This window comes from Pseudomonas sp. Irchel 3E20 (genome assembly GCF_900187645.1).
Taxonomy (GTDB): domain Bacteria; phylum Pseudomonadota; class Gammaproteobacteria; order Pseudomonadales; family Pseudomonadaceae; genus Aquipseudomonas.
In genome coordinates this window covers 148,227-164,691 of sequence record NZ_FYEE01000003.1, presented here as the reverse complement: position 1 = coordinate 164,691, position 16,465 = coordinate 148,227, and the positions used below count along the sequence as shown (strand labels likewise).

15 protein-coding genes are annotated in these 16,465 nt (G+C 62.9%); 3 read left to right on the top strand and 12 right to left on the bottom strand.

Annotation, left to right across the window (positions count from 1 at the left end):
* Window positions 1-97: 97 nt before the first annotated feature.
* Entirely contained in the window at window positions 98-880 is a 783-nt protein-coding gene (locus CKW13_RS07095; protein WP_095107883.1) for an IclR family transcriptional regulator, read from the top strand.
* Window positions 881-934: 54 nt separating this feature from the next.
* Here the strand turns inward: CKW13_RS07095 and CKW13_RS07090 are convergent, their stop codons facing one another.
* The 6 genes from CKW13_RS07090 to CKW13_RS07065 all read right to left on the bottom strand — a co-directional run bounded on the left by CKW13_RS07090 (window position 935) and on the right by CKW13_RS07065 (window position 9,569).
* Complete coding sequence (locus tag CKW13_RS07090; protein WP_095107882.1) at window positions 935-1,264, bottom strand: hypothetical protein; 330 nt, start codon at window positions 1,262-1,264, stop codon at window positions 935-937.
* A 131-nt stretch (window positions 1,265-1,395) separates the two neighbouring features.
* The gene (locus CKW13_RS07085; protein ID WP_095107881.1) at window positions 1,396-1,716 is read right to left on the bottom strand and encodes a hypothetical protein; all 321 of its coding nucleotides are present in this window, start codon (window positions 1,714-1,716) and stop codon (window positions 1,396-1,398) included.
* Between the two features lie 217 nt (window positions 1,717-1,933).
* Window positions 1,934-4,483 carry a LuxR C-terminal-related transcriptional regulator gene (locus CKW13_RS07080; RefSeq protein WP_095107880.1) on the bottom strand — a complete coding sequence of 850 codons (2,550 nt, stop codon included), beginning with the start codon at window positions 4,481-4,483 and terminating at the stop codon, window positions 1,934-1,936.
* A gap of 131 nt (window positions 4,484-4,614) precedes the next feature.
* A complete protein-coding gene (locus tag CKW13_RS07075; protein ID WP_095107879.1) occupies window positions 4,615-6,141 on the bottom strand; it encodes a glycoside hydrolase family 10 protein in 1,527 nt (508 codons plus the stop codon).
* Window positions 6,142-6,383: 242 nt separating this feature from the next.
* Window positions 6,384-7,751, bottom strand: coding sequence for a DUF1329 domain-containing protein (locus tag CKW13_RS07070; RefSeq protein ID WP_095107878.1), 1,368 nt, complete (start codon window positions 7,749-7,751; stop codon window positions 6,384-6,386).
* Window positions 7,752-7,775: 24 nt separating this feature from the next.
* Window positions 7,776-9,569, bottom strand: a complete 1,794-nt coding sequence (locus CKW13_RS07065; protein WP_095107877.1) for a DUF1302 domain-containing protein — start codon at window positions 9,567-9,569, stop codon at window positions 7,776-7,778.
* Window positions 9,570-10,164: 595 nt separating this feature from the next.
* On the opposite strand from CKW13_RS07065, the gene CKW13_RS07060 reads away from it, so the two are divergent.
* Entirely contained in the window at window positions 10,165-10,932 is a 768-nt protein-coding gene (locus CKW13_RS07060) for an N-acetylmuramoyl-L-alanine amidase (protein WP_095107876.1), read from the top strand.
* Window positions 10,933-10,939: 7 nt separating this feature from the next.
* On the opposite strand, the gene CKW13_RS07055 is transcribed toward CKW13_RS07060, so the two are convergent.
* From CKW13_RS07055 to CKW13_RS07035, 5 genes are all read right to left on the bottom strand, one after another.
* The gene (locus CKW13_RS07055; protein ID WP_095107875.1) at window positions 10,940-11,851 is read right to left on the bottom strand and encodes an SDR family oxidoreductase; all 912 of its coding nucleotides are present in this window, start codon (window positions 11,849-11,851) and stop codon (window positions 10,940-10,942) included.
* A gap of 242 nt (window positions 11,852-12,093) precedes the next feature.
* Entirely contained in the window at window positions 12,094-12,996 is a 903-nt protein-coding gene (locus tag CKW13_RS07050) for an alpha/beta fold hydrolase (RefSeq protein WP_095107874.1), read from the bottom strand.
* Complete coding sequence (locus CKW13_RS07045; protein ID WP_095107873.1) at window positions 12,996-13,778, bottom strand: class II aldolase/adducin family protein; 783 nt, start codon at window positions 13,776-13,778, stop codon at window positions 12,996-12,998. Before CKW13_RS07045 ends, CKW13_RS07050 begins: the two co-directional genes overlap by 1 nt.
* Before the next feature lie 130 nt (window positions 13,779-13,908).
* On the bottom strand, window positions 13,909-14,595 hold the full coding sequence (locus CKW13_RS07040) for an LrgB family protein (protein ID WP_095107872.1): 687 nt from the start codon (window positions 14,593-14,595) through the stop codon (window positions 13,909-13,911).
* Window positions 14,585-14,971, bottom strand: a complete 387-nt coding sequence (locus CKW13_RS07035; protein WP_095107871.1) for a CidA/LrgA family protein — start codon at window positions 14,969-14,971, stop codon at window positions 14,585-14,587. Before CKW13_RS07035 ends, CKW13_RS07040 begins: the two co-directional genes overlap by 11 nt.
* A gap of 95 nt (window positions 14,972-15,066) precedes the next feature.
* Here CKW13_RS07035 and CKW13_RS07030 point away from each other — a divergent pair, with 95 nt between their 5' ends.
* The gene (locus CKW13_RS07030; protein ID WP_095107870.1) at window positions 15,067-15,951 is read left to right on the top strand and encodes a LysR substrate-binding domain-containing protein; all 885 of its coding nucleotides are present in this window, start codon (window positions 15,067-15,069) and stop codon (window positions 15,949-15,951) included.
* On the opposite strand, the gene CKW13_RS07025 is transcribed toward CKW13_RS07030, so the two are convergent.
* Window positions 15,944-16,396 carry a flavodoxin gene (locus CKW13_RS07025; protein ID WP_095107869.1) on the bottom strand — a complete coding sequence of 151 codons (453 nt, stop codon included), beginning with the start codon at window positions 16,394-16,396 and terminating at the stop codon, window positions 15,944-15,946. The two genes, CKW13_RS07030 and CKW13_RS07025, sit on opposite strands and share 8 nt — an antisense overlap.
* Between the last annotated feature and the right edge of the window lie 69 nt (window positions 16,397-16,465).

Here is a 16,465-nt window from a genome sequence, read left to right as displayed (position 1 = left end):
TATTTTTATCGTAATCGAATTACGCTTAACGTAATTTGATTGGTATTGACCGTCAAGCTATAAAGACGCCCATTCGTCCCGGGATCACTTTGCCATCATGGAAAAGCCGCGCAGCACCGATAAACAAAAAGTCCGCTCGGCTGAAGTCGGCACCGACATCCTCAAGGCCCTGGCCGAGTTGTCGCCCGCCACCTCGTTGTCGCGCCTGGCCGAGCATGTGCAGATGCCCGCGAGCAAGGTCCACCGTTACCTGCAAGCCTTGATCGCCAGCGGTTTTGCCGAACAGAACGGCGCCACCAACCACTATGGCCTGGGCCGCGAAGCGCTGCGGGTGGGCTTGGCCGCCCTGGGCAGCCTGGATGTGCTGAAAGTCGCCGCCCTGCCCCTGGCCGAACTGCGCGATGAGTTGAACGAAACCTGCTTTCTGGCGGTGTGGGGCAACCAGGGCGCCACCGTGGTGCACATCGAGCCGGCGGTGCGTGCGGTGACGGTGGTCACCCAATTGGGTTCGGTATTGCCCTTGCTCAGTTCGTCCACGGGGCTGGTGTTCAGCGCCTTCCTGCCCGAGCGCGAGACCCGCGAGCTACGCGACCAGGAGCTGAACGCCAGTGCCCAGCACCTGTTGGCCGACGAGGCGGCTTACGCCCAGGTCTGCGCACAGATCCGTGCCCGGGGCCTGCATCACATTCATGGCCTGCTGCTGCCGGGGGTGGACGCCCTCTCGGCACCGGTGTTCAACGCGTTGGGTAATGTCGCGGCGGTGTTGACCGTGGTCGGGCCGACTTCGCTGTTCCAGGCTGACGAAAACGGCCCGGCGGCGCAAAAACTGTTGAGCACAACCCAAACCGTCAGTTGGCGCATGGGCTATCAACCCGCGTAAATAAAAAAGGCCCGACATGAATGCCGGGCCTTCTTACTACAGCCACTTCAAAACTTAGTTGTCCAGAACATCCCGGGCAATGCTGACAGCCATGCTATTCAACTCATCCACCGTTACTGCATGGAAACGGTGGTTTTCATCAAGGCTGTATTGCTGCACATAGAGATTTACACCCGCACCTACGATAGGGGCACGCCCTTCGCGCAAGTGCTGGAGGAAAAACATCGGCAATGAATCAGAGCTGGAAACCACTTCCTTGCCCTGGTCATTAACGACAATGGTGGTCACGAATACTTTTTCTACATCAATCCCGCGACCACCCAAGCGCGCGTGCAACTTGGCCCTTATAAGTTCCAGATCCAACGTTTGTTTTGCCATATCCATGGAAAATCCTTTTTTCATGAAGTTGTATATTCGATAACTCAGCGTACTTGCATAAACCTGCCAAGTAGGCCCCGCCCCAGGTTGCCATCCATTGCCACTGGAGCCGCGTTAGCGTAACGCGAGCGCCGCGATCAGCCCAGAAACAGCGGGGCGACGGCCTGACCGGCCGCATTGATCTGCGCGAAGCTGACACCGCTGTAAAGATGGGCAGTGTCCAGACTGTAGGCGACCGAGTAGATGTTCATGTGGTCACCGCCAAACTGCGGCACTTCGTTATCCTGCATTGCCTTGAGAAAGGCCCATGGCAACGATTCGGAGTAAGACGCCACGGCGATGCCCTGGTCGTTGATAACCGAGCCGGTGATATAAACGCCATCGACATTGTCGACAGTGCCGGCCAATTGTTCTTTCAGTGCATCGCGTACGGCATCGAGTGTAAGTGCTTGAGTCATTACCAGTTCCTTTGGTTAGTTTAAGTACCCGGCATCCAGCGCAGGTACAGAACTAGTTATAGCCATTGAATCGCGGTCGCCACATACGCAAATGTTAATCAATGTGACTTCAAAAGCGATTGGGAAGCGCATTCTATTTATCCGACAAACATAGGCTTCATTACGTTGCACCAACCAACAAAAAGCCTACAACACTCACTCAATAATCACCCTGAACTCACACCATTAGCCCCAATACTTTGGCCTTGGCCACCGCTTGTGTGCGGCGTTCCACCCCCAATTTGCTGTGGATGCGCCGGGCGTGGGTCTTGACCGTGTGCAGGGAAATGAACAGCTGCTCGGCGATCTGCTGGTTGGAGCTGCCCTGGGCGATCAACTTGAGCACTTCCAGTTCTCGCAGGCTGAGGGGGCTTTCGTTGCCCGCCGTGGCCACGATCGGCGAGCCTTCCAGGCCCAGGCCATGCAGCAGGTGCGGCTGGCGCAGGCGCAGTTCCTGCAAGGCCTGTTGCAGGTTGCACCGCTGCACCAGGCTCAGGCCGCTTTCAAGGGCCTCGCGGGCCAACGCCGTTTCGCCGCGCAAGAACGCCACCTCGCCACGGGCCAGCAGCAACTCGGCCTCCAGGCCATGGCGGCCCTGGCGGCGGGCGCTTTCCAGCAGCGCGGCCAGTTGCTCCAGCGGCTGGCGGGCTTGATTCAAGTGCACGTCGGCGAGGATCAGCAGGTACTCGATGCGCGGGATCAATTCGACGCTTGCCGGTGGCGCCTGCAAGGCTCCCGGCCCACGGTAATGGCGCAACAGCCGGGTAAGGGCTTCGTGAGCCAGTTCGGGGCGGCCCTGCTGTAGCCAGAACTGGCTGCTGATTTGCAGTAGCACGCCACGGTACACGGTGTCGGGGATCTGCCGTTGCTGCATCAAGCGTTCGGCGTCGCGTAGGCGCACAAAGCCGTGGGCATAGTCGCCCTGGTTGACGGCCAGCAGGGCCTGGCCCAAAAAGCCGTACAGCGCCCGTTTGTCCTGGCTCGGCAGGCAGGCTTGCAGGCCGGCCTGAAAAAACACCTGGGCCAATTCACCCTGGCCCTGGCTCAAGGCCAGGCGCCCGCGCCGCAGGGCGATGCGCCCCAGCAACGGGGTGGCGCAGGGCACATGCTGGCTGACCAAGTCGTGCACGCCGCACAGCAGGCTTTCGGCGCGATGGGCGGCGCCGCGCTGCTCCAGTAACTGTGCGTGGTCCAGCTCCAGCAGCGCCTCGAACAGCAACGAGCCCTGGGCCCGCGCCAGGCACAGGGCCTCGCGGTTGATGGCTTGGGCGACGTCCAGCTCACCTTTGAGCAACGCCTGTTGGGTCAAACCGCACAGGCACAGCAAACGGGCGGTCCAGGCTGAGGCGGGCAGCGCGGCCAGGGCTTCCTGGAAATGTTCGCGGGCCGGTTCCAGGCGCCCTTGCAAGTGCAGCAGCCAACCCTGTTGCGCTTCCCAGCGCGCCAGCAAGAGTTTTTGCTGCGCGGCGCAAGGCTGCGGGGCGAACCGGGCCATTTGCTCGATACATGCCGCCGCTTGTTCAAAGCGCCCGGCGAACAACAGTGCGGCGGTCAACAAGCCCACCAGTTGCGGGCTGCCGAGCATCAGTTCTTCGCCCTGCTGCTCGTGCAGGCGCAACAGCAGCACCACGTTGTGCTGCTGGAACACGTGTTCGAAATCGAAATGCTGCAACAGGCTTACCGCCACTTCGTACTCTTGGGCGAGCAAGGCCTGCTCGAACGCCGCTTGCCAGTCTTGCTCGGCGGTGAACCATTGGCAGGCGCGCCGGTGCCACGAACGCCCCACCGGCCATTGCTGGCGGCGGATCAGCTGCGCCAGGGGCTCGAACACCTGGAGCCATTCGCCGCTGTCGTCCCAGGGTTCGATAAAGCAACCCAGGGCCTGCAACGAACGCAGCCACTGCGCGCCCTCCCCTGCGCCGAACAGGTGCTCGCACAAAGGCGCGTTGAAGCGCGGCAGGTGGGCGAGCACGCGCCATGCCTCGGCTTGTTCCGGCGACAGGCAACTGAACAGTTCATGTTCCAGGTAATCGAGCAAGGTGTCCGACGGCCCGGGTTCGCGGTCGGCGACGGCCCAGTCCTTGGTTTCCAGCAAGGCGATGCGCACCCCGGCGCACCAACCGCCGCTGCCCTGGAAGATGCGCTCCGGGGTTTGCGTGCAATAGGGCTGGGGCAGATTGTGGATCAGCTGGCGGATTTCGTCGGCGTTGAACAGCAGCCCATGGCCATCGCATTCGAGCAGTTCATCGTCGAGCAGCAGGCGCGGCCAGTTGCATTGCGGGCGGCGGCGCCCGTTGAGCCACCAGATCAGCGCGGGGCTGCTGACCACCAGCAAGCGGTCGAGCAAGCCGTCCAGTTCCGGGGCCGGCACCCGGCAGTAGTCATCCAAAAACAGCCAGGTGGGCGCCTGCAACCGCGCCAAGTGGGCCAGCAGGCTGGGTTCGTCGACCGCCCCCAGGCCCAGCGCCTGGGCCAGGGCGGCGCACAGTTGTTCGGCGGTTTTCAGCGCGCCGGCCAAGGGCAGCCAGTACACCTGGCAGTCCGCCGGGGCCTGGAGCAAGCACTCGGCCATCAAGGCGCTCTTGCCGCTGCCCGCTGGCGCACACAGCAGGCGCACGCGCGCAGGCGAAGCCATCAAGGGCGCACTCAGGCGCTGGCGCGACAGGTGATGGGACGACAAGCGGGGCAGGAACCCAGGGCGGTCCAGACACAGGCTCATGGCGGTCATTGCGGCGGGCCTTTTTTATTTTTATCCAGCGTGCCTCCACCCTAGCCCTCTGCAAGGCGCTTGTTGAGAGCTATTCAGCACGCTGATTGGCCACCATAAAAAACCGAGCCGCCACGGTGCCGCGGCCGCACTTACCAGGCCAATGTCGCCGCGCTCTCGAAATGCCCGCGATCCAGCGCCGTGACACCGTAGGTCACAGCGCCCGCGTCAGGGTTGGCGTCGGTCCAGTGAGCGCTGGCGCTTTCACAGCGCACCGTCGCCACCAGGCAATCGGCGCGCGTGGTGTCCAGCGCTTTGCCCGGCGCACTGCGGTACACGGCGTAGTAACGGGTCTGGCCGGGCGTGTTGGCCGGGTGGTCCTGCCACTGCAATTGAGTGCCCGCCGCCGTCTCCTCGCGCCGCACGGCCACCGGGGGTTGAGGTGCGCGACCTGTCTTCCAGGCCATGGCCGGGATCAATGCCGGGTGTTGCCACACTTGCGCGCGGATCGCCGCGACGGCCCGGGCAGCCTGGGGTGCACGTAGCGACAGGTGGCGAAACAGCACGCTGCCGCTTACCTGCGGGTTGTCGGTGTTCCAGGTCAATTGCCGACTGATTTGCGTGATGCCCTCGTCCTCTGCCCAACCCGGTTCCCGGGCACTGGCGACCCCGACTTTGTAGAGGGCCTCACCGATGTACAAGTGCACATTGCGCCCGTGTACCGTGTCGGCCCACCACTTGGCCACCACCTCGAAGGGCGCCACCTCCAGGTCAAAGGTCCAGTAGACCTGGGGCAGGATGTAGTCCAGCAGTTCTTCGTGAACCCAGCGCCGGGTGTCGGCAAACCCCACGTCGTAATTGGGGGCGCCGTGGCGGGTAGCCGAGCCCAGGGGATCGACGCTTTGGTTACGCCAGACCCCGGCAGGGCTGACGCCGAACTTTATCCCTGGGTCAAATTCGCGCAGGGCGGCCGACAGTTCGCGGATAAGTTGATAGGTGTTGTCGCGGCGCCAGTCGCCCTTGTCGGCAAAGTCCTGGCCGTAACGGGCGAAGGTGGCGCTGTCGTCTAGTGGCGAGGCGGCGGACTCGTAATAGAAGTAGTCATCGAAGTGCACGCCATCGATGTCGTAGTTGCGCGCCACCTCCATCACGGCCTCGACGATCGCGCTTCGCGCCTGGGGGATGCCGGGGTCGATCACGAAGCGATCGGAGGCGCTGGCGATCCATTGCGGCTGAGCCTGGTACACGCTGGCGGGGCGCCCCGGTGCCACGCGGTTCAGTTGTTCGACCGTGGCGGGCGAACGATCCATCGAGACGCGGTAAGGGTTGAACCAGGCATGCAGCTCCAGGTTGCGCCGATGGGCCTGCTCGATGACGAACGCCAGCGGATCGAACCCCGGGTCCTGGCCCAGGGTGCCGGTCAGGTAGCGTGACCAGGGTACGAGGGTGGAGCGGTAAAAGGCATCGGCACAGGGCCGGACTTGGAAGAACACCGCGTTCATCCGCAGGCTCACGGCTTCGTCGAGCATGGCGGTCAGTTCGCGTTGTTGCAGGGCCACGCGCTCGGCCTCGTTGCTGATGGCCAGCGACTGCTTGGATGGCCAGTCAAGGTTAAGCACCGTGGCAATCCAGCTTGCGCGCAAGTGATGTTTGGTCGTTGTCGTTAGGTGATGAGTCATGGCTCGGATTCCTGATGACGGGGGCCTGGTGGTATCCCGTCGATAACGCACTTGCAGGCACTCCGTGGGCCTTGAGCCTAATCAAGCCGTGGAGGTTTACAGAGGTGAGGGGCAGATTCAGAAAAGCCCTGCGATGAGTGCCGATCCATTCCCCCCTGAACACAGGAAGAACCTGACAGGTTGGCGTTGATCTGTGGGAGCGGGCCGGGCAAGCCCGCCCCCACAAGGAGCGTGGCAAGCGGTCAGCGCACCCCGCTGCTGCGCAGGGCCGAGGGAGTGTAGTCGGCGGCTTGGGCCTTGAAGCCGAAGATCAAGCTGTGTTTTTCCTCGTTCTTCATGCCCAGGGCGATGTAACGGCCGGCGATCAGGTCGTAGAGGGTTTCCAGGGTGTAGGCCGGGGCTTGGTGATTGTAGTAGAACTGCGCATGCCCTTCGGCCACCCGCCACAGTTGCCCGCGGCCGTCATAGTGATCGACCAGCGCGGCCTGCCAGCTGTCTTCGTCGATGTACATGTGGCGCTTGGCGTAAATGTGGCGCTCGCTGGGCTTGACCGTGCCGACCACTTCCCACACCCGGTGCAGTTCGTAGCGGGTCAGGTCCTGGTTGATGTGCCCAGCCTTGATGACGTCGTCGTACTTGAGGGTCGGCGAGTCGAGCTTGTAGCTGTTGTAGGGGATGTACATCTCTTTTTTGCCGATCAGTTTCCAGTCGTAACGGTCGGGGGCGCCGGAGAACAGGTCGAAGTTATCCGAAGTGCGCAGGCCATCGGCGGCGGTGCCCGGGCCGTCGTAGGCCACTTGCGGGGCGCGGCGCACGCGGCGCTGGCCGGCGTTGTAGATCCACGCCAGGCGCGGTTCTTTCACCTGGTCGAGGGTTTCGTGCACCAGCAGCACGTTACCGGCCAGGCGCGCCGGGGCGGTCACCGATTGTTTGAAGAAGGTCAACACGTTGGCGGCCTTGGCCGGGTCCATGTCGGGGATCAGGTTGGGCACGGCGATTTCTTCTTCAAAACGGATCGGTGTGTAGCTGCCGTTCGTCTGCGGCGTGGCCTGGGTGATGATGCGTTTGACGTTACCGCCGTGGTAGCGGGTGATGTGGTTCCACAGCACTTCGACGCCGTTCTTGGGCAGCGGGAAAGCGTAGTAGCGGTTGCCGGTGAAGTTGGCCAGGCCATTGCCGTCGTTGATGGTGGTCACGTTCAGCGCGCTGCGCTTGGCCGCTTCGTAGACCTCGTCGGGCAGGCTCACGGTGCGGTGGGTTTTGTACACCGGGATTTTGTAGGTTTCGGGGTAGCGCTTGAACATCGCCACCTGGCCGTCGGAGAGTTTGTCCTTGTACTTGTCCACCGTGGCCGCGGTGATGGTGAACAGCGGTTTTTCATCGGCGAAGGGATCGGCCAAAAAGCCCTTGCTGTCTTCGGCGCCGGCGTTCTTGCCGATGCCGCCGGTCCAGGCCGGGATCGAGCCATCGGCGTTGCCGGCCTTCTCGGCGCCTACCGGGGTCAGGCTGGTGCCCAATTTGGCGGCCTCTTCGGGCGATACCTGGGCCATCACGTTCAGGGCCAGCAAGCTCAGGGCCAGGGCGCTGCATTGCAGAATCATCTTGCGCATAAAAGTTGTTCCTCTTGTGCCGAATCAGAAGTTCACGCCAAAGCTCAAGGCCAGGAAATCGCGGTCAGTCAGGGTGTTGTAGTCGCCGCCGAAGAAGTCGGTGTAGCTCAGGCTGGCGGTGTAGGTGTTGCGGTAGTCGGCATCGACGCCGAGGCTGACCGCTTTGGCGCCTTCGTTGAACAGGCCGTTGGGGCCGTAACCCTTGACGTCATGGGACCAGGACAGGTTGGGCTTGAAGTTGATGCCCGCCACCAGGTTGTTGTAGTCCAGGATCGCCCGGGCGCGGTAACCCCAGGAGGTGGCCGTGACGAAGCCTTCGGTGTCGCCGCCATAGCCGTACTGGCCGTAGACCGAGTCGCGGCCGTAGCGGATCTTGTCCCGCGATTCCAGGCCCCCGACCCGCACCACCGCCGCCTCGCCCACCAGGGTCAGGCGATCGGCGCCCAGCACTTGGTCGAAGAATTGGGTCATGGTGCTTTGGATTTGGGTGACTTCCTTGCGCCGATAGCCTGTGTTGTCGGCGCCCAGCGAAGTGGCCAGCGGCGAGGTGGCGCCACCGGTGAGCGGGTTGAGCAGGGCCAGGGTCAGGTCGTTGGTGTTGACCTGCACGGGGGCGTTGGGGCGGTAGCTGATTTCGCCGGTCCACGCGGTGCCGGTGCGCAGGGTCGTGGAGAAACTGGCGCCGTAGAGGCGGATGTCTTCGGGGTATTCGAGGTAATACTTGCCCCGGCCCAGCATCACGCTTTGCGCCAGGCCCGCGCTGCTGCCCGGTGCCAACTGCTCGGCGATGCGCAGCATGCCCGGCAGCGCGGCCACGGTGGAAGCGCTGGCGGTGGTGGTGCCCACGGTCGGGGTGCGGCTGTGGTAGTTCATGAAATACAGACCGTACTCGGTGTCGTCCCCCAGCCAACGCAGGGCCGTGCCCCACTGCCCGGAATCGCGGGCATCGCGGTCGCCCGTGCGGCCGATGACCACGCCTTCGGAGGTGACATTGATGTCCTGGCCGAACGCCGCCGCCAAGGGCCGAAACGGCGCAATCGCCGGGCTGCCGACGGTGTAACCGGTGGTGCAACCGTCCTGCACCACGTCCACGCCGAAGTAGGTGCCACAGTTGTCCACCACCGTCTGGTCCCACTCCAGTTGGTAGAAGCCCTCGATGGTGAGTTGGTCGGTCAGGCCCTGGGAGGCGAACAGCATGTTCACCGGGACCAGGCCTTCCTTGATTTCCGCGCCGGGGCGGCGGAAGGCCGAAACGTCCACCGGGTTGATGCTGTTGATGGAGTTACCGATAAAGGTGCTCTCGCCCCAACTGACCACTTGCTTGCCTGCGCGCACGGTGCCCGGCAGGTTGGCGATGGAATAGTTGTGGTAGACGAAGGCGTCGAGGATCTGCGCGCCGGACGACTTGGAGCCTTCCTTGCGGTTGTGGTCGCTAATCTGCTTGAACTCGCGGTCTTCGTCCTTGAGCTCGAAGTCGTACCAATACTTGCCGCGCACGAACACGCCGGTATCGCCGTACTTGAGTTCGAGGTCGTGCAGGCCCTTGAAGATTTTCGAGAAGGTCTCGCCCTTCTTGAAGTTCAAGCGCCCGTCATCACCGGTGGACGCCTGGCCCGTGCCGCCGTTGGACACCCCGACCAAATCCTTGTCGGCACTGCGCATGCCCCAACTGGCGCCGACCGAGAGGGAGGAGTCGAATTGCCCCTCGATTTCGCCAATGTTGAATGAAACCGCTTGCGCCTGGGCACAGCAGCCCATAGCCACCGCCGCGGCGAGCGCCTGCGGCGTGAAGATGGCGCGCATTGTTGTTTTTGTCATGCGTCTTCCCCGGTGAGTGAACAGAAGGCCTCACCCTACTGCCGGCACTACGCAGCGATAAGCGCACCAAGGAGGTATTCACGCTGTACCTCTAAAGGATGACACCCCCCTCTAGCCCAGGCTTGCGCACGCCATGCACGGGATGGATAGCGGGGCATCAGGGGCGTGGATTCAGGGCCAGCGGCCACTGTTACCTGAACTGCAACAGTCCTTGTCGACAATCGCGCTGTTTCCCCGGGGGGCAAGCTCTTATTCTTACCGGGCTCTCACAGCCATCCCCGCTGTAAGAGCAAATGTTCAATAGCTGTTTAGTTGCACTTATTGAACGACCGTTTTTATCTAAGTTGATGGCTCAACTTAGCGCTGCGTGTTCACTGACGTAGATTTGTTGCTCCTTGATCTGACGTCTTACTTTAGCCGCTGCCGATGCAGCGGCTTTTTTTTGCCTGTGGATAAGTTGGCGTAAAACTTACGCGACTGGGTGAAAACAACTACAACCCTCAGCGACAACCGCGCAAACCCGAACGGCTAGCCTGATTCAAGTGACTTAGCGAGGCATGCGCCTTGGTTTAACCCCACTTATTCAGGCACCTTTATGTTCCCCATCAACACTACGCGTTATCGCTCGACAACAGGCTTTAATGGCCGCGTACGTTTTTTAATCATGCACTACACCGCGGCCAACTTTTCAGTCTCGGTCAATGCCCTGACCGGGCCGAATGTCAGTGCCCATTACTTGGTGCCCAATATTGTCGACCCCACTTACCGCCAGGCCGGTTTCACCGAACAGCAGATATTCAACCTGGTGGATGAAGACAAGCGCGCCTGGCACGCTGGAGTCAGCAGTTGGGCCGGGCGCAATAACCTGAACGACACCTCCATCGGCATCGAGGTGGTCAACCAGGCCAGCGACAACCAGGGCCAATTCACCTTCCCGCCCTATCACCCGCAACAGGTCGAAGCCATCGCCCAACTGGCCAAAGACATCCTGCAACGCCACCCGGATATCAGCCCGACCCATGTGCTGGGCCACTCGGATATCTCCGTGGGCCGCAAGAGCGACCCGGGGCCGATGTTTCCCTGGCATGAGCTGTATTTGCGCGGCATCGGGGCCTGGTTCGACCCCGCCACCCAAGAGCGCTTCGCCAGCACCTACAGCGCCAATGGCGTGCCGACGCGGGCCGAGGTGATCGCGCTGTTCAAGAAATATGGCTACGACGTTGGCGCCGCGACCACTGAGGTGGGTTTCCAGCGTTTGGTGCGGGCCTTCCAGTTGCACTTTCGGCCCGAGAACTACAACGGCGTGCTGGATGTGCAAACCGCCGCCAACCTGGCGGCGCTGGTGAGCAAGTACATGCCTTGAGGGCGGGTCAGAGGGCGTACTTTTGCAGGTTGGCCATCATTTCCTTCAAGGCTTCGATGTTGTCCTTGGGGTGGGCCGCCCCGTCGAAGTCGCAGATCTGCTGCCAGTGGGCGGCGACATCTTCCGGCGAGAAGCCTGCACGGGGGTCGAACCCGGCGCCGAGGCTGCGCTCCCAACGCACCTTGCCGATCCAGCCGCCGCCAACCTCAAACAGGCCGCTGGTTTCCTGGCAGTTTTCGCTACCCAGATACACCACCAGCGGGCTGACCAGTTCCGGCTTGAGTTGCTCGAACACTTGCGGCGGGATCAGGCCTTCGGTCATGCGCGTACCGCCCGTAGGGGCGATGGCGTTGACCAGGATGTTGTTCTTGCGGCCCTCGATGGCCAGGGTGCGGGTCAGGCCATAGAGGCCAAGCTTGGCCATGCCGTAGTTGGCCTGGCCGAAGTTACCGTAGATGCCCGAGGTGGACGCGGTGAAAATCACCCGCCCGTAGTTTTGCTCGCGCAGGTGCGGCCACGCGGCGCGGGTCACCTTGTAGGCGCCTTCGACGTGGACGCGGTACACCAGGTCCCAGTCGCTGTCGTCCATTTTGTGGAAGCTTTTGTCCCGCAGGATGCCGGCGTTGTTGACCAGCACATCGACGCGACCGAAAGCATCGAGGGCGTTCTGCACGATTTTTTCGCCATCGGTGACGGAGTCGTGGTTGGCCTCGGCGGTGCCGCCGGCGGCGCGGATTTCAGCCACCACGCGGTCGGCGGCCGAAGCGTTGGCGCCTTCGCCCTGGGCCGAACCGCCAAGGTCGTTGACCAACACCTTGGCGCCATGGCGCGCAAACAGCAGCGCGTGGGCCCGCCCCAGGCCACCGCCGGCACCGGTGACAATCACGACTTTATCTTCCAAGCGCACAGACTCACTCATAACGAACTCCCGCAGGGCCAATGACTAATGCCCCGAGTGTCGGGCACCGGCGTTCTGGTCACAATAAACACGGCCCACGCTGAATGGTGCGCGATAAGGCTGGGGGATAAAGCGCCGGATTTGCTCTGTAGCAAGCGGGCTTGCCCGCGCGGGGGTGCGAAGCAGCCCTGACGGATGTGTGCCCATCCATTTTTACGCCCGCCATGCCGCCGAGCGCGGGCAAGCCCGCGTGTTACAGGTGCTCAGGAACAGGCGCGGATACGCGGCGGCGCGGCCAGTTGTTCGCGAAAAGCCAGGTAATGCCACAGCACCTGCACCGGCGCTTCCGCGTGGGGGTAATGGCCGATGCCGGGCAGGGTCACGGTGTCGGCGCCGGGGATCAGTTGCCGGTAGCGCGCCACCATGTGGCCACCCGACACCGGGTCGGCTTCGCCGTCGATCACCCGCAGCGGTAAATCACCGCGCTGCATGGCGGCGACCCAGCGGTCGCGGTGCACGCGCCGTTCGGGCACGTAAGCCATGAGCCGGTGCAAGACGCGCGGCCCGTGGTTGCTGGCCACCAGGCTCCAGAAGTCGTCCAGGGCACTCTCGCTGGGGCGGGTGTGGGGGCCGAAGATCTGCCGGAAGTTCTTGACCAGCGTATCGCGGCTGAACGCCCGGCCGATCATCCAGCCCAAGGGGCTAAGCAGCAGTTTTTGCATCAGCACCGGGCGGTGGGTTTCCGGGAACAGCCCACCGTTGAGGAACACGCAACTGGCCAGGGCGCTGCGGCCTTCGTAATGGCGGGCCAGCAACTCTTGCGCAACGCTGTCGCCGTAGTCGTGGGCCAGCACATGCACGGGCTCACTGACCTGCACGTGGGCGAGCAAGGCCAGTTGCAGGTCGGCTTGCTCGATCAGGCTGTAGCGGTGCTGGCGCGGTTTGTCGGAGTCGCCGAAACCGAGCATGTCGCAGGCAATCACCCGGTAGCGTTGGGCCAATGGTTGCCATAGGTAGTGCCAGTCCCAACTGGCGGTGGGGAACCCGTGGATCAGCAGCAGCGGTTCGCCCTGGCCTGCGGCCCAGTAACGGATGCGGTGGCCGCGAAACGTAAAGCTCTGCGCGCGTTTGCGCCACACGCTCAGGGGGATCTCGGCCAGTGGCATCAGTCGCGGTATCCGCTGTGGTGTTGATCGAGTTTGCGCAGCAGCGCCGGCCAGGCCAGCGCGCCACCCATGCCCTGGGCACTTTTGGTGACACCGGCGACCATCGCCTTGGCGCCGGCGAGGATCTGCGGCTCGATGTGGATCAACTGCGCCGCACCGTTTTGCGCCAGCACCTGGATTTCGCAGGTGCGCTGGAAGGTGAACATCATCAAGAAGGTGTCGGCGATGGTGCCGCCGCAGGTCAGCAGGCCATGGTTGTGCAGCATCAGAAAGTTATTCGGCCCCAGGTCGGCTTGCAGCCGGGCCTTTTCCTCATGGTTGAGGGCCACCCCTTCATAGGCGTGGTAAGCCAGGCTCGACAACACGAACAGCGACTGCTGGCTGATGGGCAGCACACCCTGGCGTTGGGCCGACACGGCCACGCCGGCGGCGGTGTGGGTGTGCATGACGCAGGCTACGTCGTGGCGCACTTCATGCACCGCGCTGTGGATGGTGTAGCCGGCGGGGTTGATCTCGTAGGGGCTGGCCATCAGTTTGCGCCCGGCCTGATCGACCTTGACCAGGCCGGAGGCAGTGATTTCGTGAAACATCAGGCCGAACGGGTTAATCAGGAAATCTTCGGTGCCCGGCACCTTGGCCGAGATGTGGGTGAAGATCAGGTCATCCCAACCGTGCATCGCCACCAGGCGATAGCAGGCCGCCAGGTCAACGCGGGCCTGCCATTCGGCGGCGCTGACGAGGTCTTTGACACTGGTGGACAACGGGGCTGGGGCTGGGCTCACGGCAATGGACCTCGCGTTGGGGTTTTTATTGTTCAGCGAATGTCCTGGCAGTCTAGTCAGGTGGCGCGTGCGCCGTAGTTGCATTGGCAGCCAGCTTACTGGCCGAGGGAGTCATCCCTGAGAAAGGTGGCTACAACAGGGCGGCCAGCAATGGCGCGGCGAACAGGTTGAGCAACCCGGTCAGGACCATCACCAGGCCCGCCACCGAGCCCTCTTCACCGCCCACTTCCTGGGCGCGGCTGACCCCGGCACCATGGGCGCCCACGCCGAACAGCGCACCGCGGGCCAGGGCGCTGCGCAGCGGCAGCCACTTGAGCAGAATGCCGCCGAGCAAGGCACCGAACACCCCGGTGAACATCACGAACACGGCCGTCAGCTCCGGCACGCCGCCCAGGTCGTGGGCCAGGGGCATGGCAAAGGGCGTGGTGATGGAGCGCGGCACCAGGGACATGGTTACCGAACTGTCCAGCGCCAGGGCCTTGGCCAAACCGTAGGAACTGGCAATCGAGGCCACGCTGCCTGCCAGCATGCCCAGCGACAGCGCCGACCAGTGCCGGGCAAGCAAACGCCGTTGCTGCCAGATTGGCACCGCAAAGGCCACGGTCACCGGCCCCAGCACCAACATCAGCCAATGGGTGTTGCGGGCGTATTCGGCGTAGGCCGTGTGCAGCGGCACCGCCAGAGCCAGCAGCAGCGCCGGCACGAGGATCAGCGGCGACAACACATAGCGCCCGGTGCGCCGGTAGAGCCAACGGCTGAACAGGTACGCGCCCAGGGTCAGCAGCAGCCAGAACACCGGCATCGGTTCAAACGTCATGGCGAGTCCTCCAGCGGCACACCCATTCCACGGTGAACGCGGTGACCAGCATCACCAGCAAGGTGCTGACGCCAATCACCAGCAGGATGCGCCAGCCGTCATGGCGTAGCAGGCTGCCGTAGTCCAACAGGCTCATCAGCGCCGGGATAAAAAACAGCAGCATTTCCGCCAACAGCAGGCCCGCGCCCAATTGCAACGCGGCAGGCTTGACCACGCCCGAGGCGAACGCCAACAACAGCAACGCCAGGCCAATCACCCCGCCGGGAATCGGCCAACCCAGCCACACCGCCAACTGGCAGCCCAACAGGTAGATCGCCAACAGGATCGCCAACTCGCCCAATAGGCGGGCCAGATGTTTTAACGCAACAGGTTTCATGGTGGGGGTCCTCAGAGAGGCTCAGTTTAAAGAAACCCCTTCCATCCCCAAAACGAATTGTTAGACTACAAGCCATTCCAAACTGGAATCACACCATGGAATTCAAACACCTGCGCAGCTTCGTCGAAGTCATCCACCAGGGCGGCTTCACCCAAGCGGCGAAAACCCTCAACGTCAGCCAATCGGCAGTCAGCAAGCAAATCGCCCAATTGGAACAGAGCCTGGGCACCCCGCTGCTGGATCGCCTCGGCTCCCATATCCGCCTCACCGCCGCTGGCCAAGTCGTCCTGCAACGGGGCGAAGCCATGCTCCGCCAGCACAACGAATTGCTCAGTGAACTGGACGACTTGAGCCAACTGGCCAGGGGCGAACTGCGCCTGGGCCTGCCGTTGCTGGGCAGTGATGCGCTGTTTGCCGGGTTGTTTGCCGAATATCGCCGACGTTACCCCAACATCACCGTGTACTTGCTGGAGGGCGGCAGCCGTAGCATCGAGCAAGCGGTGCTCAGTGGCGAACTGGAGCTGGGCGGCAGCCTGCAACCCAAGGACCCGCAATTTGCCTTCCAGCCCTTCTGCGACGAGCCGCTGGACGCCTTGCTGCCCGCCGATCATCCCTTGGCCGGGCAGGCTGTGATTGGCCTGGAAGAATTAGCGGATACGCCGTTCCTGCTGTACCAGCGCAGTTTTGTCCTCAATGACCGTTTGCACCAGGCTTGCCAGCAACTGGGCTTCACCCCCCGCGAGGGCGGGCGCAGTGGCCAGGCCGATTTTCTCGCGGCGCTGGTGGCCGCGGGCCAGGGCGTGGTGCTGCTGCCGCGGCTGGTGGCGCGAGGCCTGGTGCGCGAAGGCGTTATCCTGCGCCCGTTGCGGGCGCCGGACTATTTGCGTTGGGACATTGCCTTTATCTGGCGCGAGGGCGCGTACCTGTCAAAGGCTGCCCAGGCCTGGCTGGCCCTGTTGCGCGAGCGCCCGGTTACTTGAGGGCGTGGATGAAGTCGGCGATCCATGGCTCGGAATCGCGGTCCGGGTTGATGGTTTCGCTAGCGTCCAGGCGCAGCATCGGCAGCACCTCACGCACGCCCAACTCCTCGAACAGTTCGTGCATTTGCTCCCCGCCACTGCAAAAGGTGTCGCCGTAGCACGAATCGCCCAGGCCGATTACGCCGCCGGGCAAACCGCGCCAGGCACCGGGCAACTGGTCACGAAGGCTGGCATACAGCCCTTGCAGGTTGTCTGGCAGCTCGCCCAGGCCGGTGGTCGAAGTCACCGCCAACAGGGCGTCGGGGGCAAATTCCAGGAACTGCTCCAGGCTTGCCCGGGGGTTGTGCATCACATCGAAACCCGCGGTTTTGAGCAATTTCGCAGCGTTCTGTGCGACGTCTTCCGATACGCCGTACACCGAACCGTTAAGAATGGCGACTTTCATCAATCTGATCCTGAGGCTGATACAAAGACCGCGATACTAGCAGTGCGCAGGAAAAAAATGCGACTGCCT